11 protein-coding genes are annotated in these 19,096 nt (G+C 54.4%); 4 read left to right on the top strand and 7 right to left on the bottom strand.

What is annotated here, in order from left to right:
• Positions 1–321 precede the first annotated feature (321 nt).
• Positions 322–1,221, bottom strand: coding sequence for an NAD(P)-dependent oxidoreductase (locus tag RBB75_RS09655; protein ID WP_179640671.1), 900 nt, complete (start codon positions 1,219–1,221; stop codon positions 322–324).
• Between the two features lie 112 nt (positions 1,222–1,333).
• A complete protein-coding gene (locus RBB75_RS09660; protein ID WP_257031329.1) occupies positions 1,334–1,771 on the bottom strand; it encodes an MGMT family protein in 438 nt (145 codons plus the stop codon).
• A 399-nt stretch (positions 1,772–2,170) separates the two neighbouring features.
• On the opposite strand from RBB75_RS09660, the gene RBB75_RS09665 reads away from it, so the two are divergent.
• Entirely contained in the window at positions 2,171–3,409 is a 1,239-nt protein-coding gene (locus tag RBB75_RS09665) for an MFS transporter (RefSeq protein WP_353070303.1), read from the top strand.
• 53 nt (positions 3,410–3,462) lie between these two features.
• Here the strand turns inward: RBB75_RS09665 and RBB75_RS09670 are convergent, their stop codons facing one another.
• Together RBB75_RS09670 and RBB75_RS09675 are read right to left on the bottom strand one after the other, a co-directional pair.
• A complete protein-coding gene (locus RBB75_RS09670; RefSeq protein WP_353070304.1) occupies positions 3,463–4,776 on the bottom strand; it encodes a cytochrome P450 in 1,314 nt (437 codons plus the stop codon).
• A gap of 156 nt (positions 4,777–4,932) precedes the next feature.
• Positions 4,933–6,069 (bottom strand): fatty acid desaturase family protein, encoded by a 1,137-nt coding sequence (locus tag RBB75_RS09675; protein WP_353070305.1) that lies wholly within the window; start codon positions 6,067–6,069, stop codon positions 4,933–4,935.
• Between the two features lie 419 nt (positions 6,070–6,488).
• Between RBB75_RS09675 and RBB75_RS09680 the strand changes: the two genes are divergently transcribed.
• The gene (locus RBB75_RS09680; RefSeq protein ID WP_353070306.1) at positions 6,489–9,785 is read left to right on the top strand and encodes a fatty acyl-AMP ligase; all 3,297 of its coding nucleotides are present in this window, start codon (positions 6,489–6,491) and stop codon (positions 9,783–9,785) included.
• Between the two features lie 3 nt (positions 9,786–9,788).
• Here RBB75_RS09680 and RBB75_RS09685 read toward each other — a convergent pair whose 3' ends face one another.
• On the bottom strand, positions 9,789–10,553 hold the full coding sequence (locus RBB75_RS09685) for a hypothetical protein (RefSeq protein ID WP_179640676.1): 765 nt from the start codon (positions 10,551–10,553) through the stop codon (positions 9,789–9,791).
• A 160-nt stretch (positions 10,554–10,713) separates the two neighbouring features.
• Here RBB75_RS09685 and RBB75_RS09690 point away from each other — a divergent pair, with 160 nt between their 5' ends.
• The gene (locus RBB75_RS09690; protein WP_353070307.1) at positions 10,714–12,948 is read left to right on the top strand and encodes an MMPL family transporter; all 2,235 of its coding nucleotides are present in this window, start codon (positions 10,714–10,716) and stop codon (positions 12,946–12,948) included.
• 154 nt (positions 12,949–13,102) lie between these two features.
• Here RBB75_RS09690 and RBB75_RS09695 read toward each other — a convergent pair whose 3' ends face one another.
• Together RBB75_RS09695 and RBB75_RS09700 are read right to left on the bottom strand one after the other, a co-directional pair.
• The gene (locus RBB75_RS09695) at positions 13,103–13,798 is read right to left on the bottom strand and encodes a response regulator transcription factor (protein ID WP_179640678.1); all 696 of its coding nucleotides are present in this window, start codon (positions 13,796–13,798) and stop codon (positions 13,103–13,105) included.
• Complete coding sequence (locus RBB75_RS09700) at positions 13,795–15,240, bottom strand: sensor histidine kinase (RefSeq protein WP_179640679.1); 1,446 nt, start codon at positions 15,238–15,240, stop codon at positions 13,795–13,797. The genes RBB75_RS09695 and RBB75_RS09700 overlap by 4 nt, the downstream gene beginning before the upstream one ends.
• Positions 15,241–15,370: 130 nt before the next feature.
• Here RBB75_RS09700 and RBB75_RS09705 point away from each other — a divergent pair, with 130 nt between their 5' ends.
• The gene (locus RBB75_RS09705; RefSeq protein ID WP_179640680.1) at positions 15,371–18,892 is read left to right on the top strand and encodes a carboxypeptidase regulatory-like domain-containing protein; all 3,522 of its coding nucleotides are present in this window, start codon (positions 15,371–15,373) and stop codon (positions 18,890–18,892) included.
• Positions 18,893–19,096 lie beyond the last annotated feature (204 nt).

The raw sequence follows: 19,096 nt of genomic DNA on the forward strand, positions 1-19,096 counted from the left end.
TGTCAGAGGCGCGAAGCCATGGACGCCAGTGTTGGTCTGCGGAATGCCATCGAAGCTTTGAGCGGCCCGGGTTTTTTGTTAGAACCTGCAACGTAGTCCCCGGAGATCCGTTGGAGGATCTCAACGGCGGGGATTTGTCGCAAGACTGCGCGGTCGCATCTGTATTAGAGAGCCAAAAAATCTAACTGCGTCCGACAGATGAGCGCTTAAAAGTCCACGGCTCTTCCGGGGCCGGTTCTAGCGGCTTCCTTATCAGCGATCCCAATTGTCGCTGGCCGAGATCTCGTGATTCTTTGTGGCCGTTTTCAGCGTCTTTGGTATCTATGTCTTGGGACGGCTTGCCACTGTGGTGCCTGTGATGTCTTCCAGCAGCCGGATGGAGCCGCAGATGTCGTCCTCGCCGAAGCCCTTGGCGATTGCGGCGCGATAGAGCTGCCGCGAGAGCGAGGTCAAGGGCGCCGGGACGTTGAGCTCAGCCGCAGACTCCAGCATCAGCTCCATATCTTTCTCGAGCCACTTGACGGAGAAGTTGGTGGTGAAGTTTCTGGCGAAGACCATAGGGGCTTTTGCGGTGAGCAGGCCAGATTTAGCCGCGCTGTTGTTAAGGATATCGAGCATCATCTCGGGATCGACGCCGGCTTTTGTGCTCAGGACGATGCTCTCATTGAAGGCCTGGAGCAGGTTGCCAAGGATCATATTTTGCGACAGCTTGGCGTGAAGTCCCATGCCTGCTTCTCCGCAGTAGTACAAAAGCTTTCCCATCACCTCAAAGTACGGGCGGACTTTTTCGAAGATATCCTTTGGCCCACCGACCATAAAAGTCAGTGTGCCCCCTTCTGCTCCGGCTTTGGAGCCGGTACAGGGCGCGTCGAGAAAGCTGATGTCCTTTTTGGCCAGTTCGGCGGCGATAGCGCGGCTTGCAGAGGGGGCAATGGTGCTGCAGTCGACGATGATCGACCTGGCGGCTGCTCCTTCGGCCAGACCATCTGCGCCGAGGATGACACTGCGGGACATCTCGGTATCGCCTACGCAGAGGAAGGTACAGTCGCTCTGGCGCGCAACGTCGGCCGGAGTGGAGCATGCGATGCCGCCTTTGTTAACCAAAGCAGCAACTTTTCCCTCGCTGAACGACCAAAGAGCCACCTGATGATCGGCCTCGATCAGACGAAGAGCCATTGGGCCACCCATAATCCCCAATCCTAAAAAGCCAAGCTTTGCCATTTGTGTTGGACTCCCTTTAAACGATGTTAGAAGTGAAAGGCGCAGGTGTACAGGAGCGCTATCAAGCCACGAAGGCGGCTAGCAGCACGCGGCTCCCAAGTTTCAACTCGCTTTAGTCGAACGACTCCCAGGCGCGAAGTGCGTGTTCAAAAAGTTCCATATTGACGAGTTTGCCGCGGAACTTGACGCCTTCCATCTTCAATCGCGCTCGCTGTTCGATTGCGGGTTCCCCGCGAAGTTTGATCTCACCGCCAGCGCCGAGCACTCGGTGCCATGGAAGATGATCTGGCGGATCGGTGCGCAGGAGTCTTGCCACAGCGCGATGGTAGAGCGGATAGCCAGCCGCTGCCGCAACCTGTCCGTAGGTGCTGACCTTTCCTGCAGGAATGGAAAGAATGATGCGACGAAATGCTGTGTCACGGAGTTCGTTCGCACGAGCCCCATCCCGTAGAATTCTGCGTTTCGCCTGGGATGTGGGGACAGTCGGGATAGCCCCTGGAAAGGGAGGACGAACGGGCTTGTCATTCTTCCTTCGCGTGCTCATCGTCATCCGGTCTTCTAAAGCTCTCTCTGACTTTTGCCTGCTCTGGAAATCAGAGTTCGGGATCATGATATCTCGTTCGTCATTAGTTCAAACTGCATGAGCGCTCCGCGAAGGAGAAGATGCACCCGTTCGAGATAATGGCGGCTAGCTAGAACGGCGGAGAGCCGCTACTAAGGAAGGCGAACTCATTCGTCTTTCGTCCGGAACCATGATCACCCAGACGTATCTGGACCCGTCTAAGACCAGTGAGCCGAGAGACTTAGGTAAAGACGGACCAACCGAGAGATACTGCGACCGTGCACGGGGATTCTCATCTGACTAAGTGCACTATCTTTCAACCTTATTTCGGTTAGGCTTGGATCAACAAGAGGAAAGTCAGTTCGTTGAATGGAGCCTTAGCTTTTCGTGGTCGCCTTCCTTAGTCGCATCTTTCGAGCGTTTCGGTACCGTGATTTTCGGATCATGTGGTTGGGAGCTTGTGTTTCCACCATTGGGACCTTTGTGCAGCAGTTCGCGCAAAGCTGGCTTGTCTATGACCTGACCAAAGACCCTTTTTACCTTGGGCTCGATCTCTTTCTGGGACAACTGCCGATTATGCTCTTTTCTCTTGTCGGTGGTGTTTTTGCGGACCGTTTGGATCGAAAGAAGATGTTGCTCTCTTCGCAGTACATCCAGATGATCTGCGCCTTCGTCCTGGCAACATTATTCGCTACCCATGCGGTCAAGGTCTGGCACATCCTGACCTTGTCTTTCGTTGTTGGGGTTGGGCAATCGTTTGGCGGACCCGCCTATTCAGCCCTGTTGCCCACGCTGGTGGAGCCCGAAGACCTTGCCAATGCAATCTCGATGAATTCGATTCAGTTCAACCTTGCGCGGATTATCGGTCCGACCCTTGGAGGCCTCGCGTATACCGTCTTCGGCGCGACGTGGTGTTTCGCGCTGAACGGCTTCTCCTATGTCGCGGTCATAATTTCACTCTTTGTGATCAGGGCGCAGTCCACTGCACCCAAGACCCAGATGTCCGTTTTGAAGAGCATGAAGGAAGGAATAAGTTTCATCAGAGATCGTGAGGGGTTGACTCCGCTCGTCGTGCTGGCGTTTTGCACAACACTGTTTGGCTTTTCTCTGACTGGATTTCTTCCTGTGATTGTGCGGACGATCTTTCATAGAGGTCCAGGAACCTATGAGCTTTTGCTGGTTTTCTCAGGTGCTGGATCGATCTGTGGAGCGCTATTGGTCGCGGCGATGGAGAAGTTGAAGGGACAGGGGCGTCTTGCGGTGCTCGCTTTGTTCGCACTTGGGCTTACAACGGCTGGGTTTGCCTTCTCGAAGTGGCTACCGGTCTCCTGCATTCTGATCTTTCTTGCCGGGACAGCCGTAATGGCGTCCGCCTCTCTTATGTTGTCGGTAGTTCAACTCATTGTGGTTGACTCGATGCGAGGGAGGGTGATGAGCGTCTACAACCTGGCATTTCGCGCTGGAATACCGCTAGGTGCGCTGATTCTAGGGAAGTTGATTCCGATTCTCGGCATCTCGACCGCTATTGCGGGATTTGGATTGTCTCTTGTGGGTGTGGCGGGTTATTTCCTAATCGTCATGACCAAGGCACCTACCTTTCAGCGGCAGGTCAAGTCAGGTGTGTGACACGGGTAGACGCCAAGGAATGCTTGCATTAACAGATTAACTTAACGCCGATCTTATTTTGATACCGGGACTTCGCGTGCGACTGCCTTAGTGAACGTCATGCGGATTCCGTGTTTGGGGCGCAGAATAACCATCGGGCGCGCTTCGATCGTCTGGTCCTGGATCAGTTGAAAGTCGTAGGTTCTGAGGAGTTCGCTCAGAATCATGAGAATTTGCAGCATGGCATAGTGATTGCCAATACAGACCCGGGGTCCACCTCCGAAGGGGAGATAGGTGAATGGCGTTCGCAACTTCTCATTTGCTTTGAGGAAACGCTCCGGGTCGAAGCTCTCCGGGCTGGGCCAGTAATGGGGCGTATGGTGCGCGCCGTAGACGAACACAATAACCGTCGATCCTTGAGGAATGGCGATGTCGCCTACGCGGTCGTCCGCGATAGCCATGCGATCGACCATCCAGAACGGTGGGTAGAGTCGGAGCGCCTCGTAGATGACCTGAGTCGTGAAATCGAGCCTGGTGACGTCGCCGAAGCTCAGCGGCGCATCGCCCAAGACGGAATCGAACTCCTGACGTACTCGCTCGAGAGTATCCGGACGCGAGCTTAGAAGATAGAGAAGCCACGATAGAGCATTCGACGAGGTTTCATGACCGGCAACTAGAAGTTGCATGCTCTCGCTCAGAACCATCTCGTCGCTCATGCCTTCGCCATCACTGTAGCGAGCGTCCATTAGGGTCTGCAGCAGATCGTTGCCGGGTGCTTGTTGGCGGCGTGTCTTGATGTAGTCCATCAAAATGGCGTCGGCGTGGGTCCGCATCTCTTCGTGTCTGCGGAGTTCGCCGGAGACCTCAAACCAGGGATTCAGGTAGGGCTGAATGGTCTGCCTAACGATAAATTCCTGGACGGTGCAGATGGTATGGCTTACGGTGTCGATGTCTTCGTCCCTAAGCTTGGCGCCAAAGAGCGAACGGGCGACCATGGCGAAGGTCATCTTCATCAAATGGGGGTAGATATCGACAGGGCCGAGCTGGATTTGCCGGTTGAAGTCCAGCATCGACTCGGAGAGGGAGTCCTGCATGATCGCGGACAGGGCCTCAAGTTGCTTTCGGTCAAAACCTTTCTGAATGAGACGCCGCTGTGTGCGCCAGGGGTCCCCGTGGGTGGTGAGAAGACCCTTGCCGAGGAAGTGGCCCATCCGCTTTACTTGAATTTCGGACTTCTGATAATTTTCCGAGTTGGTCTTCAATACATGCTGCATGACGGCGGGATTGGTCGTTACGATGGCCTCTTTAATGCCACCTAAATAGAAGCGAAACGTTTCGCCGAAGAGTTCAGTGTACTTTGACAAGACCTGCACAGGATTGGCGGCCATGGCACGCGAATCTGCGAAAGAGCGAAGTCGTGAGACAGCAGGTATAAGTGTGGGCAACGTTACGTCTCGCTTCCGAGGTGCTTCAGGAGAACAGTAGGAGATCTCATGTGGTTTGTCTGAAGTGGTTGGGTTAGTTCCAGGCAAGGAACCAGGCGTTCAACCTTCGGTTCCTAGTTGCTTCAAAAGTATCAGATGATGCCAGACTGCCCGAGTCATCGTGGGATGTTGCCGGTAGGGAACGCCAAACTCTTCCGCGGTTTCTTTCACAATTTGGGTGAGCGGTGCGTAGTGGGTGTGGCAGACAAAAGGACATAGATGATGTGCAATGTGATGATTGAGGCCGCCCGTGAGCCAGCCGACGATCGGATTGCTAGTCGCATAATCGGCCGTTGTCGCGAAGATGTGATACACGCCATTATCGAACTCGCTGCGGTCCGAGGGAAAGTAAGTGCTGTCGATGGTGTGGGTTGTCTGGAATACCAGGGATACGGTCAAACCGATGATCAGATGGACCAGCACGAACGATCCGGCGACCAGCCAAAGCGATTTTCCCATCAGCAGCACCGGCAAGATGAGCATGTAAGTGAAGTAGAACGCCTTGCCTGCAAAGAGGATGGTGTACTCCCGCTTGGGATGGTTGGTGCGTCTCAGATATTCGTGGGATGGGGAGAAAAACGACTCAAAGTCCCTGACGAAGACATAATCAAGAGAGAACATCGCGTAAAAGAACAGCGCATAGATGTGTTGGAACCGATGCCAGCGTGCGCGGGGCTCGTGGGGCGTGAACCGAAAGATCCCACGTCCCGTAAGAGCATCGTCTTCGCCATGGAGATTGATGCAGGAGTGGTGGCCTCGATGATGGAGGATGCGCCACATGTATGAGTTGATTCCGCAAACATCGAAGACGTAGTTCAGGCTTTTGTTGATGGACGACACAGACGAGATGGCGTTGTGGTTGCTGTCGTGGGCGATGTTCAGCAAAAGGAATGTCTGGGCAAGACCGCTTAAAACGTAGAGAGCGACAAACTTCCATGAATTCGGCTTGAGTGCATAGAGAGCAATCCATGCGCCCACCAGCACTGCCAGCCCCGCGGCGATCTTGGTCCACATGGTGAGGTCGGCTTTGGGCGAAAGATTCTGATCGGCAAAGAACTTGTCGAGGCGACGGCGTAGGACTTTCGGGAAAGAAGACGGGCCGGTCGCGCCGACGGACTGCCGCGCCAAAGTTTCAGAAGGTACCAGATCATCTATATCGGGCTTTAGGGTGATCACCGCTTCGATTTCAGACGTCACCGGAGCCTCCGCAATCTGTTAAGTCGGCCCGGCGCACCCCGGTCGGTCGCATCAGCGAACCAGGCCAGCAGCGTATCTGTGGCATCTGGTACACCATCTTCTGCGTCAACATCTCATGGTAACGCGAGGATTTATTGAGAATCAAGGAAATTCGGATTAGGCGAGGGGAGCTTACGACGGCTCGTGCTGAAAGTGGAGATCCATTGGATTGGGTCATTGCTCTGCTAACATAAACCGATCGACCGATGAATCGGCACAGAATCTTTTAGGCCTTCCATTGTCACACTCGGCCTACACTGTAATTTCATATTCCGAGACTCAGTTGCATCACCTGACCAGGATACTGGCACGCCGTAACATGTTTCGTGTTTTTCGTACTGAGTTTTGCTATTCAACCTCGGGGGTATTGCTGATTTATTATGGCGTCGATTTTAGACCAACTGGATAGGCTGGGAGAGCAACACCCGCACAAACTCCTTTATTCGTATCTTGACCTGAACGGCAATACACTCGAATGCTATTCCTACGCGTCGTTTCTTAAACGGACGAAGGCCATAGCCGGTCACTTGCTAAAGGATGGTTGTTTCGCGGCGGAGGACCGGGTTCTGCTCGCCTATCCGCCGGGGCTTGAGATGATCTGCGCGTTTTTTGGTTGTGTGCGTGCGGGATTAATCCCCGTGCCCGTCTATCCTCCGAGTTCTCGTGGCTTCCAGAGCGCTCTGTACAAGATGGTCCACATCGCGAAAGATTGTCAGGCGTCCGGGATTTTGACCAGCGCAGACTACCATGCGTCTTTGAAGACAAATCTCACTCGAAGTGGGGTCTCGGCGTCCGGCGTAGACGTCGACTACATCTCCGGTCTTCCTTGGATTGTCACGGAAAAGTTCGTGGATCCGATTTCGGACGAACTTTTTTTCGGCACTTCAAAGATATTGTTTCTCCAGTACACGTCGGGATCGACGATGGATCCCAAGGGTGTAATGGTGACGCATGAAAACATCCTGCAGACCTGTCCTCTAGTGATCGACCATCCTGAGCCGGTGGTCGTATCCTGGCTCCCTCAGTATCACGATATGGGCTTGATTGGGTGCTACCTTTATCCCGCCCTGAGAGGCGGTACAACGTACGGCTTCTCTTCCATGGACTTCATCCAGCGGCCGATCCTGTGGTTCGACACGATAACAACCTATCGTGCTACCGCGACGGCAGCCCCGAACTTCGCTTACGACTATTGCCTGCGCGCCGGGAGGTTGTCCAAGGAGAGCCTGGAAGGCTGCGATCTCAGCTCCCTGCGGGTGTTGATGTGCGCTGCGGAACCGGTAAAACCGGATACGTTCACACGGTTTCTGGAGAAGTTTCAGAGTTGTGGACTAAAGTCGGAGAGCTTTTATGCCGCTTTCGGGCTGGCTGAAAATACTCTTGCCGTTTCACTCGGCGGCCGCAATATTGTGTCCGTTAATAAGCGTGCCCTCGCGTTGGGGAAGGCGCGTATGACGACGGAGGTCTCTGAAATCGACGGAGCTACGCAGATTGTCAGCTGCGGAACTCCGCTCGCGGGTATCGACGTTAAGATCGTGGACCCGGAACAGCACGTCGCTTTAAATACTGGCCACGTCGGTGAGATTTGGCTCGCGGGAAGCGGCAAGTGCCTGGGTTACTGGAATAATCCGGAGCTGACGCTAAAGCAGTTTCGTGCCCGGCTGGTGGACGATAGTCCCTATGACGATGGCTATCTTCGGACTGGCGATATGGGGTTTTTCCACGACGGCGAACTCTACGTGTGTGGTCGCATCAAGGACATGATTATTCTGCGCGGGCAGAACTATTATCCGCAGGATATCGAGAACGTCGTAGAGAGAGCGTCCGGGATGATCCGGAATAATTGCGTGGCTGCGTTCCAGATTCATGAAGACAGCGAACCGGCGCTGGCAATCGTGGCCGAAGTGAAAAATCCTAAGGCGCTTCCGGATGCACGAAAGATTGCCGCCGCAGTTCGGAGTTATCTGAACGTAGAAGTGGCGTTGATCACCTTCATTGCTCCTCGAGCGATCCCGCGAACTAGTTCGGGCAAGATCATGCGTCATAAGACCAAGCACATGTGGCTGGAAGGCGAGTTTACTGTTCTCTCCGAGTTTTCGCGGGAGAAAGACGCCGGGTGCTCTGAGTCTGATTCTGATGTGAAGTCGTCTTTCGACGAGTTGAAGGCCCGGTACAACCTGACGGGCATGGAAACGTACAACCTGGTGGAAGCGGGACTGGATTCGCTGGATCTTGTCGTCTTCATGCATGAGCTGAAGGAGCTTTTGAAGGAAAAAGGCGCGGACATGCTGGCGCGTCAGGTCGATATCGGTGTCATTCAGCAGGTCAGCGTAGCCGATTTGTTTCAACTGGCGCAACAGTTGGAGCATGCACCTGAAGAAGCATTGGTTCAGCTGCGTCATTCCATTGGGGCTTTCCGAGATGAGCAGCGCAGAGCGGAAAAAGAGATGATGAGCAACGATAGAAATCTCATCTTCGCACCTCCGGTACCTGCACCTTTGCCTGAGCTTCCAGTCCCGAATCATGTCCTGCTGACGGGTGGCACCGGTTTCATCGGACCGTTCCTGATGAAGAGCCTGCTGGAACAGACGCGGGCGAAGATCTACGTTCTCGTCAGGGCTTCCGACGACGATCAGGGCAGGCAGAGGCTGCGAGCGGCGATGGAGTCGATGGGGCCTTGCCCGGCAAGGCTGATGCAGATGTTTGAGGCTCGCGTTATTCCCATCTGCGGCGATCTTGGGCAGCCAATGTTGGGCCTGACGCAGGACGTCTGGGATTTTCTCGCAAGTGAAATGGACACCGTGTTTCACAATGGCGCGACCGTAAACTACTTATTCAACTACGACCGCATGCGTGACGCGAACGTGATGGGGACCAACGAGGTCTTGAGGCTGGCATTTGAGGGACGGTCCAAGGAATTCAATTACGTCTCGACTACCTTCGTGTTCGGATGGGCTGTCAAATCGGTTTTGTACGAGACCGATTTCAACAAGAATATGGAGCTTCTCGACTTCGGATACAGCCAGTCCAAATGGGTTGCTGAACAAGTGGTTGCAGATGCCCGTAACCGAGGGCTCTCCACTCGGATCTTCCGCCCCGCTCTGGTGAGTCCCTCGGTTACGGGCGGAGGCAACAACTTTGATATTGCCGTTCGTCTGGTAGCGTTCATGGTGAATCACGGTATAGGAGTCGATGCTCTAAACCAAGTTAGTTTTGTTCCTGCGGACATCGTGGCGAACAATATCGTTGCCATCTCCACTACTCCCGGCACGGCGAATAAGACCTATCACGTGGTGCGGGACGATTATGCGAACATGCTGGATATTACGGGGCTCATTACCAAATCGACCGGGCGGCAATTCGAAATATTCAGCATTTCGGAGTTTGTTCCCGAACTGATCCGAAGATGCCGTAAGGAAGACCTACTCTTTCCTCTGCTGGATTTTCTGGTGGGCTCGGTGGACAACATCTCGGCGATGGAGTTCAAACGGTATGACAGTTCTACTTATCAAGAGGCTCGCGATGCCTCTACATGGGGCATCGCCGATCCTTCGCTTGAGGATACGGTCGACGGCATTTTGAAATTCATGCACCGCAAGGGGATTATTTCGGTTGCGGCTCGTGAGTCTAGTACTGTTCCATCGCTCGCCGAGCCTCTTGCCTTCACGGATGCATAGTCGCTATTGCTTTTTGAACACCAGCTTCTCGGTTAGGTGCTGGCCTGTCTCCAATGTCCCTGTGGTGGTTAGCGTCATCTGCTGACCATCCGCGGAGACCACCCACCGGTCCTTTTGAGTCACTTGATCGTCTCGCCGGTAAATTGAATCTACTGTGTGTGGATCGATAAGCTGAAGCATGATGGAGTCGTTGCGGGAGTTCGCAAGAACATACTGCTTTCCGTCGAAACGGGCGGTGTAGCTGAACTCACCTGAAAAACGAACCCCACCGTTTCCGTCTGTTTCAATCTTGAGCGCCAAGCCTTGTCTCAAACGGGTCTTACTGAGATCCTGGGTCCACTCGCCGGCGAGAAGGTCCCCGGCAGTTTTTTTGCCTCCGCTTCGCGTCCACAAGGTGATCTGGTCGGCGTGGCCAGCGCTCGTAGTCGTGATCGTTAGCTCATTCCCATCTTTCGAGAGCTTTTCGCGAACCGTTGCCACGACAGCTCCATCTTTTTTTTCCTTAACCTCGGCCTGCTTTTTGTCGATCCTGCGCAATTCGACTTGATTGAACGCCAGATTGCCTGGAACTGGCGTCTCATGTCCGTCTGACTTGGCAGTGAAATCGAGGTGGGTTTCGCCGGTCATCACTACGTGCACTGCGTTATGTAGAGCCGTGACGGAGAGTTTGTTGGGAGGATTCAGGCTCGACTGCGCAGAAAAGAGCGTCCAGGAGCCAAGACGTGGATCGGCGGTTCCAGGTTGAAAGGCGGCAAGTAGTGCGAGCAACGCGAATTTAAGAATTGATCCTCCTCATCAGACGGAACCAATTTAGCAGATTCAGAGAGCCGGGCAGGCTACCCATCGGGTACCTGTTCGACCTCCGATCTGTTTGATGCAGGCAAAGAATGGCATATTTGCCCCTGCTCGCAATTATTTGTATGACATCATGGGTCTCATGCATGTGCGCCGTTTCTGGGTAGCCGGAGTGATCCTTATCGCTGTCGTTGCCCTTCTTCCATTCTCTTTTCATTCTGAGCGTCATCTGGAGACGGCAACCCGCGTTGAAGGTAGCGAAGCGGAGACTGTCCGTCAGGAGCTTGTCAGTCGCTTTCATTCGCCATTTGTGGATCGCGTGGTCCTGGTCGTTCAGGGACTGCCTCCCGCCGATTCGGTGGAGGGTGAGCAGGCGTTAGCAACTATTGTGGCGGGTCTGAGAGAAGAACCTGGCGTGTCTGGCGTCGTCTCTCATCTCGACCTTCGCGATCCTATCTTTGTGGGCAAGGGCGGTGGAACGTTTGTCCTGGTGGGCCTGTCGTCGACCGGGGGGCCGGTGGAGTTGCTGGTCCCTAAGCTTCACGAGCGGATAAACACTCTCGCCAATCAATTGCGAGGCCGCTATCCTGCAGTCAAGATCGAACTGACGGGCGAGATTCCACTTAACTTTGACATCCGGAAAGCGAGCGCGGACGATGTACGGCACGGCGAAAGCCTGGTGATTCCTGCGACCCTTGTACTTTTGCTGGTGGCTTTCGGCAGTCTGGTCGCTGCTGTAATTCCGTTGGCCGTTGGTCAGCTTGCCATCGCAGCCACCCTGGCAATTACAGGGTTGCTGGCCCACCGCTTCCACTTGTCGATTCTGGTTCAAAATCTGGCTACCATGCTTGGATTAGGCTTAGGAATCGATTATGCGCTCCTGATGGTCAGCCGCTTCCGGGAAGCGATCTCCGCTGGCCACGAGGGATCTGTAGCCTCCGTCATGGCGGCACGTCAGGCCGGTCATACGCTTTTGATTTCAGCATCGACAGTAGCAATCGGCTTTTTAGCACTGTTGACGGTTCCCATCAGCGAGATCCGCTCCATCGGCGTCGCGGGATTTTTGGTAGCAGGGATCAGCGTGTTGCTTACCAATACTCTGGTTCCGGCCGTGCTGGGGTTGCTCGGCCCGCGGATTGATGCTGGCCGAATGCCGTTTACTCCGAAACTGGATGCGCAGCGGGCCGCACATACGGGAAACCGCTGGAGGAGATGGGGAAAGGTGATTGTTGCCCACCCGTTGCTTGCCCTGTTTCTTGCAGGCACCCCTCTGCTTCTGCTTGCATGGCAAGCAACGCATCTTGATACAAGTGTCCCCAAAGGGGATTGGCTTCCGGAGTCCGCGGAATCAGTGCATGCGCTGCATACCCTTGAACAGATGGATCGGGCTGGCGTGGTGTATTCACTTCGCGTCATTGTCCAACTGCCAGCGGATTCGATTGCGCAAACCGACGCGGGATGGAACGCGCTCGATCGCCTCAGCAAGCGCATCGCGAGCGATCCTCGTTGTGCAAGAGTCATATCAATCATAACAATTGCGGAGGGTAACCGTGCCTCGCTCACAGACATCTCGCGGGAGACGCGGCGCACGTTTCTGAGTAGTGACGGACACGAGGCGCTGCTTGAGGTACTACCCGCGACTTCGGTCTCATTGCGGGATCAAGTCGACTGGGTTCGTGAACTCCGCAAGACCGGCGCGGCAACTCTTACCGGTGTGCCCGGAGCAACGCTGCAGATTGGTGGTATTCCGGCACTCAACGCCGACTATCAGACGATTGTTACGAAGCATTTTGTGCCGGTAGTGGCGATGGTGGTGGTGGCCACGCTTCTGGCGCTTCTGGTCGGGTTCCGATCGCTCTTCGCCGCGGTGAAGGCAATCGTATTGAACCTGCTCTCGGTTGCGGCATCCTTTGGAGCCTTGGTCTTAATCTTTCAAGATGGGCACGGGAGTAGCCTGCTGGGAGTACCTGGGGGAACGGGCAGCGTATTCCCCCTTGTTCCTATCGTTGCCTTTGCCATCGTCTTCGGCCTAAGCATGGACTACGAAGTGTTCCTGGTCGCGCGAGTTCTTGAGGCCAGGAGGAGCGGGCTAAGTGAAGTGGATGCAATTCCGGAGGGGATGGCCAGGACTGCGGGTCTGATTACGAGCGCCGCAGCGATCATGATCGTGGTGTTCGCGGCATTCACCTTCGGCAACTTCCTGGTGGTCAAGATGATTGGATTTACGCTTGCAATCGCCGTGCTGATTGACGCGACACTGGTGCGTATTGTGATCGGTCCCGCACTCCTTCGCATTGCCGGCGATTGGAACTGGTGGCCTGGCGGACTTGCCGCGCCACGCAAGGCGCCCGTAGAGAGCTGCGAATGATCCGAACGCGTCTCGCCGCCTATCTATATCTTTTCAGGTTCGATCTGAGGACCTCGTTCGATGTCTCTATTGGTCTTGATGCAGACAGAACTGAATGCTTGCTGCCAATCTCTTCAATCTCGGGTCTGGGCATACGCATAGGCATCCGGTTGAACTATTCTTCACGGAAGCGATAGCCGATGTGGCTCTCGGTCAAGATATAAACGGGGTGAGCAGGGTCGTCTTCAATTTTCTTTCGTAGTTGATTGATGACAACGCGTAAATATTCACGCTCGTTGCAGTAAACCGGTCCCCAAATGGATCGCAGCAGATTTTCGTGCCTGACGGGTCTACCAGCATGCTCCATCAAACAACGGAGGGTCTCGTATTCTTTTGGAGCGAGATGTATCGGTTCGCCCTTCTTCTCTACGAGGCGGCGATTGGCGTCGAGCGTAATATCACCCACTATGCTGACCAGATCTGGTTCTCCAATCGGGGCATGGCGGCGCCGAATGACTCCTCGCAGTCTCGCGGTCAGCTCCCGGATCTGAAATGGCTTTGTGACATAGTCGAAAGCGCCCGCGTTTAGCGATTCGACGACATCCTCTTCATCGTCACGAACGGTGAGCATAATGATCGGTAGCCCGGGAAAAGTTTGACAGATTCTTCGGCACGTTTCCTTACCGCCCATGCCTGGCATATTGATATCGAGGATGACTGCGTCATAGTTCACCATGCGCAGTTGAACGAGGGCATCCTCGCCGTTGTGAGCCTCCCCGATCGCAAATCCTAGCGCCCCCAATGTTTCAAACAGGCTCTGGCGGATTCCTGCATCGTCTTCAACGACTAGCACCTTACTCTTCTGGTTCACACCTTCTCCTTTGCCATGCGAGGTAGCGCGATTGCAAACGTAGTTCCATTGATGTAATCACTTTCAACCCATGTTCGGCCGCGATGTGCTTCGGCGATGCGCCTAACTACAGAGAGTCCGATCCCGGTACCGGAAATTGACTTTACTGATTCGGAACAGCGATAAAAGCGTTGGAATACCTTTTCTCTTTCGTAGTCAGGAATGAACGAGCCTTCATTCCTGATGCTGATGATCAGTTCCGCTTCTTCTTCTCGCAGGGCAATGATCACTTGCGACTTAGGACGGCTATACTTTGCCGCGTTGTCGAGGACCTGAAAGAGAGCCATCTGAAGCAGCTTCCTGTCTGCGTATACTGCGTTGCAGAACGCACTCGACTGAAAGTCGATGGAATGCCCATCAAGCTCTTGCGACGATTCGGCTATGGTGTTTCGAATCAGTTGAGCCACGTCGACCTGTTCGCGCTTGACCTTCAGATCACCGCTATCCAGTTTCGCGGTCAGGAGGAGATGATTCGCAAGATCGCTAAGGTGCCCAGCGTGGCGATCGATTAGGCTAACCAATCGTTCTTCGGCACCCGATAACGTATTCATCGCGAGCAAACCCGAGCTTGAGGCTCTGATCGTCGTAAGTGGACTCTTGAAAGCGTGGGCTAATCCGTCCAATATGGCTGAGCGCAATTGCTCACTTTGTTTTGCAGCTTCTGCATTTGCTTCGGTCGAGAAGGAGCGTGCCCTTTCGATTGCAACTGCGGCAAGCGAGGAGGCCGCATTGATAGAGGCTGAGTCTAGCGAATGCCCGCAGAGGAAGAGGGATCCTATAGGCCGGGTTCCTAGTCGAAGGACACGCCGAGAAACACCTGTGATCAAGTCATCGTCATTTGTTTCGAGAAAATAAGCGGAGCGTACCTCGTCATCGGAGAAATCACAATCTCCACTCTTCCATTGATGCATCTCATAGGCATTCCAAAGGGCTACTCCTTTCACGCGCAGGCTGGACCGCATGAGATCGACGAGCTGCTGATCGACCGCCGCTTCCCGATTGAGGAGCAAAATATGCTGGCTGAGTTCGTAAAGCTTCTGTTGTTGAGCCTGCCGTCGCTCTAGCTCGCGAGCGTGGTGACTCACTCGGTCTGAGAGGCTGCTGACGACCAAGGCCGTTGCTTCAAAGACCAGCAGAGCGATCCAGTCGTGCGAATCCGTGATGTAGAACTGGAACAAAGGCTGGGTGAAAAAGTAGTCGAGGCAGGCAACAGACAGAATTGAAACTACGCTCGCTTCGAATAATCCCCAGCGAAGCGCGATGACGACCACCAAAAAGAGGTGGATGGAGGTTGCGGCGGAGAGATTAAAGTGAAGGCGGTAGGAGAGAAGCGTCAACAGCATTCCAGCGGCACAGCCGCCGGCAATCCTGCACAGGACCCCCTGGATTGATTTGGCAATCATTCGGTTGCCCCTGCCGGAACTATAGCGATTCAGGCATAAACAAACCGTTAAGAAGAAGCTTATGCCTTACTAACGTCGGTCACGATTCACTGAAGGTGTCGGCCTTTTCCGGCATATGAGGTGATTCGACATGAACTTACTTAGAGGCCTACCTTCAGCACGTACGTCCCTTTTAGAGGATACGACCGTGTCGCTTCAACAGAAGCAAAACGGGATTCGACAAACTCACGGGCGTGGGGAACGGTTTGTTCTGAGGCGTATTTTATGGGGCGTCGTCTCCGTGATTATTTGCTGTCTGTTGTTTGCCGCGGGATCGTTTGCCCATGCCCAATCTACGTTTGGGAGCGTTAGAGGCCAGGTGCAGGACGCTAGCGGCTCGGCGATTCCAGGCGCACAGATTGTGCTGCACAGTACAGATGAAAACACAGAGCGCACAGTCGATACCGATACTTCAGGTACCTTCATCCTTGAAAATGTAAAGGCGGGCAAGTACTCGTTGCGCGCTCATCGCGATGGCTTTGCCGATACCGTTGTATCGGGGATCTCAGTCGAAGCACGACAGGATTTGAGACTTGAAGCTACGCTCAATGTTGCGGCACAGATGACAACCGTGGAGGTATCGGGAGCAGCCGACCAGATCAATACGGAAAATGGAACGATAAGCGATTCAAAAACGAATATCGAAATGACGCAGTTGCCCCTGAATAACCGCGCTACCACCACGAGCCCGCTAGGCGCGCTTGGCCTGTCTCCAAACGTTCAGACAGACAGTTCCGGCAATATCGCTCTTGGAGGAGCGAGTTCTTCGATGGTAAATTTTTCCGTCGACGGCATTTCGACTGCCAACGTGCGGCAGAATGGAGCGCTCCAGGACGCCTATCCTTCACAGGAAGGCATCGCTGCAGTGAAAGTGACCGCATTCAACAATAGTGCGGAGTTTTCGCAGGTGGGCGATGTGACATTTACGACCAAGAATGGGACAAGCCAGTATCACGGGAGTGTCTTCGAGTATCTACAAAACCAGGCGCTGGACGCCGATCCGTATGGCTCCAGCGGCAAAGCCCCCAAGAAGTTCAATACGTTTGGGTTCTCGTTGAGCGGGCCGATTGTGATTCCGCATCTATATGACGGACACAGTAAGACGTTTTTCTTTGCGGACTATGAGGGCAACCGGCGCAGCACTGCGGTGTTCCAGCAATATGTCGTTCCGACGGCCGCGGACAGGAGCGGAAACCTTTCAGATATAGGTGGTCCTACGATTCCATCTGCCCAGATCAACCAGACAGCAAAGGCGCTGCTCGCCTATTATCCATTGCCGAATGTGGCTGGAGCTATTGACCAGGCACAGGCCATCAACTATCAGAACTTTCAAGCGACTCCGGCACGCACCGACGGTGCGGATATCCGGGTAGATCAGACGATATCATCCAAGCAATCGGCTTACGCGCGCTTCAGCCGCAAGAACATTACCACAGACTTTGCGAACCCTTTTCTGCCGAATGATTCGGATTCCATTCACAATCGGAGCCTGCTGATTTCGCACACTTACACGATTACCTCAAGGCTGCTGAATGAGTTCCGCTACGGCTTCACAAACGTTACGACCAACGTCAACTTCCCGATTCAAGGCTCCACTGCGCTGAGTCAGTTGGATCTGACTGGTGTGGATATCAGTCAGCACCCGCTAACCTATGCATTCCCCACCTTCAATTTCAGTGCGGGAACTCCGTTTCCAGTCGTTGGAAGAGACAAAGCAGGCGTAACCCAGTCGAAGACGACGCAGTTCAGCGATAACCTGACTTACAGCTTCGGCAAGCACACGGTGAAGGGTGGGATCGATATCCGTCGCGTTCGGTACTTCGATTTGGAGAGCTTTGCGCCACAGTTCGCCTCGGACGACTTCGGAGCATTCATATTTCAACCATCTTACGGAAACGCCCCAAGCGATCAGTTTATTGGCAATGCCTTTGGCGACTTCCTCGAAGGCGCGCCAACTACACTTTACTTCGCTGTCTCGAGCCCAGATGTTGGAGGAACCGCCACGCAATATAGTTTCTTCGCTCAGGACGAATTCCAAGTTAATAGTCGTCTAACGCTTAGCTACGGCCTCCGCTGGCAGATTCTCCCCGGTTTCCAGGAGGACGGCGGCAATCTGGCAAACTTCGATCAACGGAATAACTCGATTGTCGTTCCTGATGCTTTGGCGGGATACCTCACGCGTCAGAACATCACTTCTTCCAACACCGCTTTCCTGCAGTCCTTCAATGCGTGCCCGTCCGGCACGGCGGCTGGGTCGACCGTTCACGGGTTACCGTGCACCGGATATATCACGGCCAGCCAGGATGGATTGCCGCAAAGTCTGCGTCAGACCTATAAAGGTGACTTCCAGCCGCGCCTCGCGATTGCCTATCGTCCGTTCAACGACACGAAGACGGTGGTGCGTGCCGGATTTGGCATCTATACGATGACCAACCTCGGACCGTTATCGTTCAATAACAGCGGCAATCCAACTTCGAATCTGCACACCTATTCCAACTCCAACACCGCCGGACCGAATACGCCACAAATTGTCTTTCCGAACACGGCTCCTGCCACCTCCGGCGGTTCAATATTTGGCGGTGGCGGACTGGACCAGGGAGTTGATCCCAACTTCCGCGACCCCCAGTCAAACCAATGGAACGTGACCGTAGAGCGCCAACTCACGAACGCAACGTCGCTTCGTGCGAGCTATGTCGGCATGCACACCTACCGGCTGAGCATTACCGAGGACCTGAACCAGATTCCCGCCAGCACGATTCCGTACAACATGGGAGCAACGGCTGGAGCTTTCGTGGATTCCCGCGCACCATATCAGAACTGGACGACGCTGCTCAGCACGTTCAATGCAGGTGAGGCAAACTATCACGCGTTCGAGTTGCAGGCGACGCATCGTTTGGAGCATGGGCTCTACGTGGATGCAAACTACACCTACGCTAAGAGTGCGGCCGACAATCAGGGTGATGCTCCGAGCGCGTTCGCCGGCGAGGTCAACTACGGACTTCCCATCGCTGATCGGTTTCATATCAAAGAAAACCTCGGCAATGTTTCCGGTACTCGTCGCAACCGCATGCTACTCACGGGGATGTATCAACTGCCTTTTGGTAAGGGCCGACAGTACATGAGTACCAGCACAGCCAAGGATATATTTCTCGGTGGTTGGGATCTTACAACTATCACACTGCTTGAGACGGGCCCCTGGCTTACCCCCAGCATCAGCGGTTCTGCCGATCAGTCGAACACTAACGTCGTCAATCGCAGCGCTGTGCTGCGTCCGGATCTGGTGCCGAGGGGTACTGCCGGAGCAGTGACCTACAACAAGCTGTCCTTCCTGGCGACACCCGCAGGAGCAGGTCGCTTCGGGAACGCAGGAGTTGGGATCATTCAGGGCCCGGGGACGGCCGCAGTGAGCCTTGGCGTGGCAAAGCGGTTCGCTATCACCGAGAAGGTGAATGCACGGTTCGAGACGACTTTTACAAACGTTCTGAACCATACCAACTTTGCGCCACCCGTGACGGCAATCGATAACTCGCTATTCGGTCAGCTGACTGGCCCGCAAACGGCGGAGAACGCGGGAAATCGGACGGGACAGGCGGCGCTCAGGATCGACTTCTAGTTCGATTGCCAACCTTCGGGAGGCGAGAAGATCTCTTTCTCGCCTCCCTCTTATTCCTATCTCAGTATGCGGAAGTGCCTAGGGCGCCTGGTTCACATTTCCGGTAGCATTCCCGCCCAACAAATCGATCGATTTCACTCGCGCATGCAAAAGACGTTCTCGCTTATACGCAATTCCAATGTAGTCACAAATCTGATCTACGGC

The sequence above is a fragment of the Tunturibacter empetritectus genome (assembly GCF_040358985.1).
In the GTDB taxonomy this organism is placed as follows: domain Bacteria; phylum Acidobacteriota; class Terriglobia; order Terriglobales; family Acidobacteriaceae; genus Edaphobacter; species Edaphobacter empetritectus.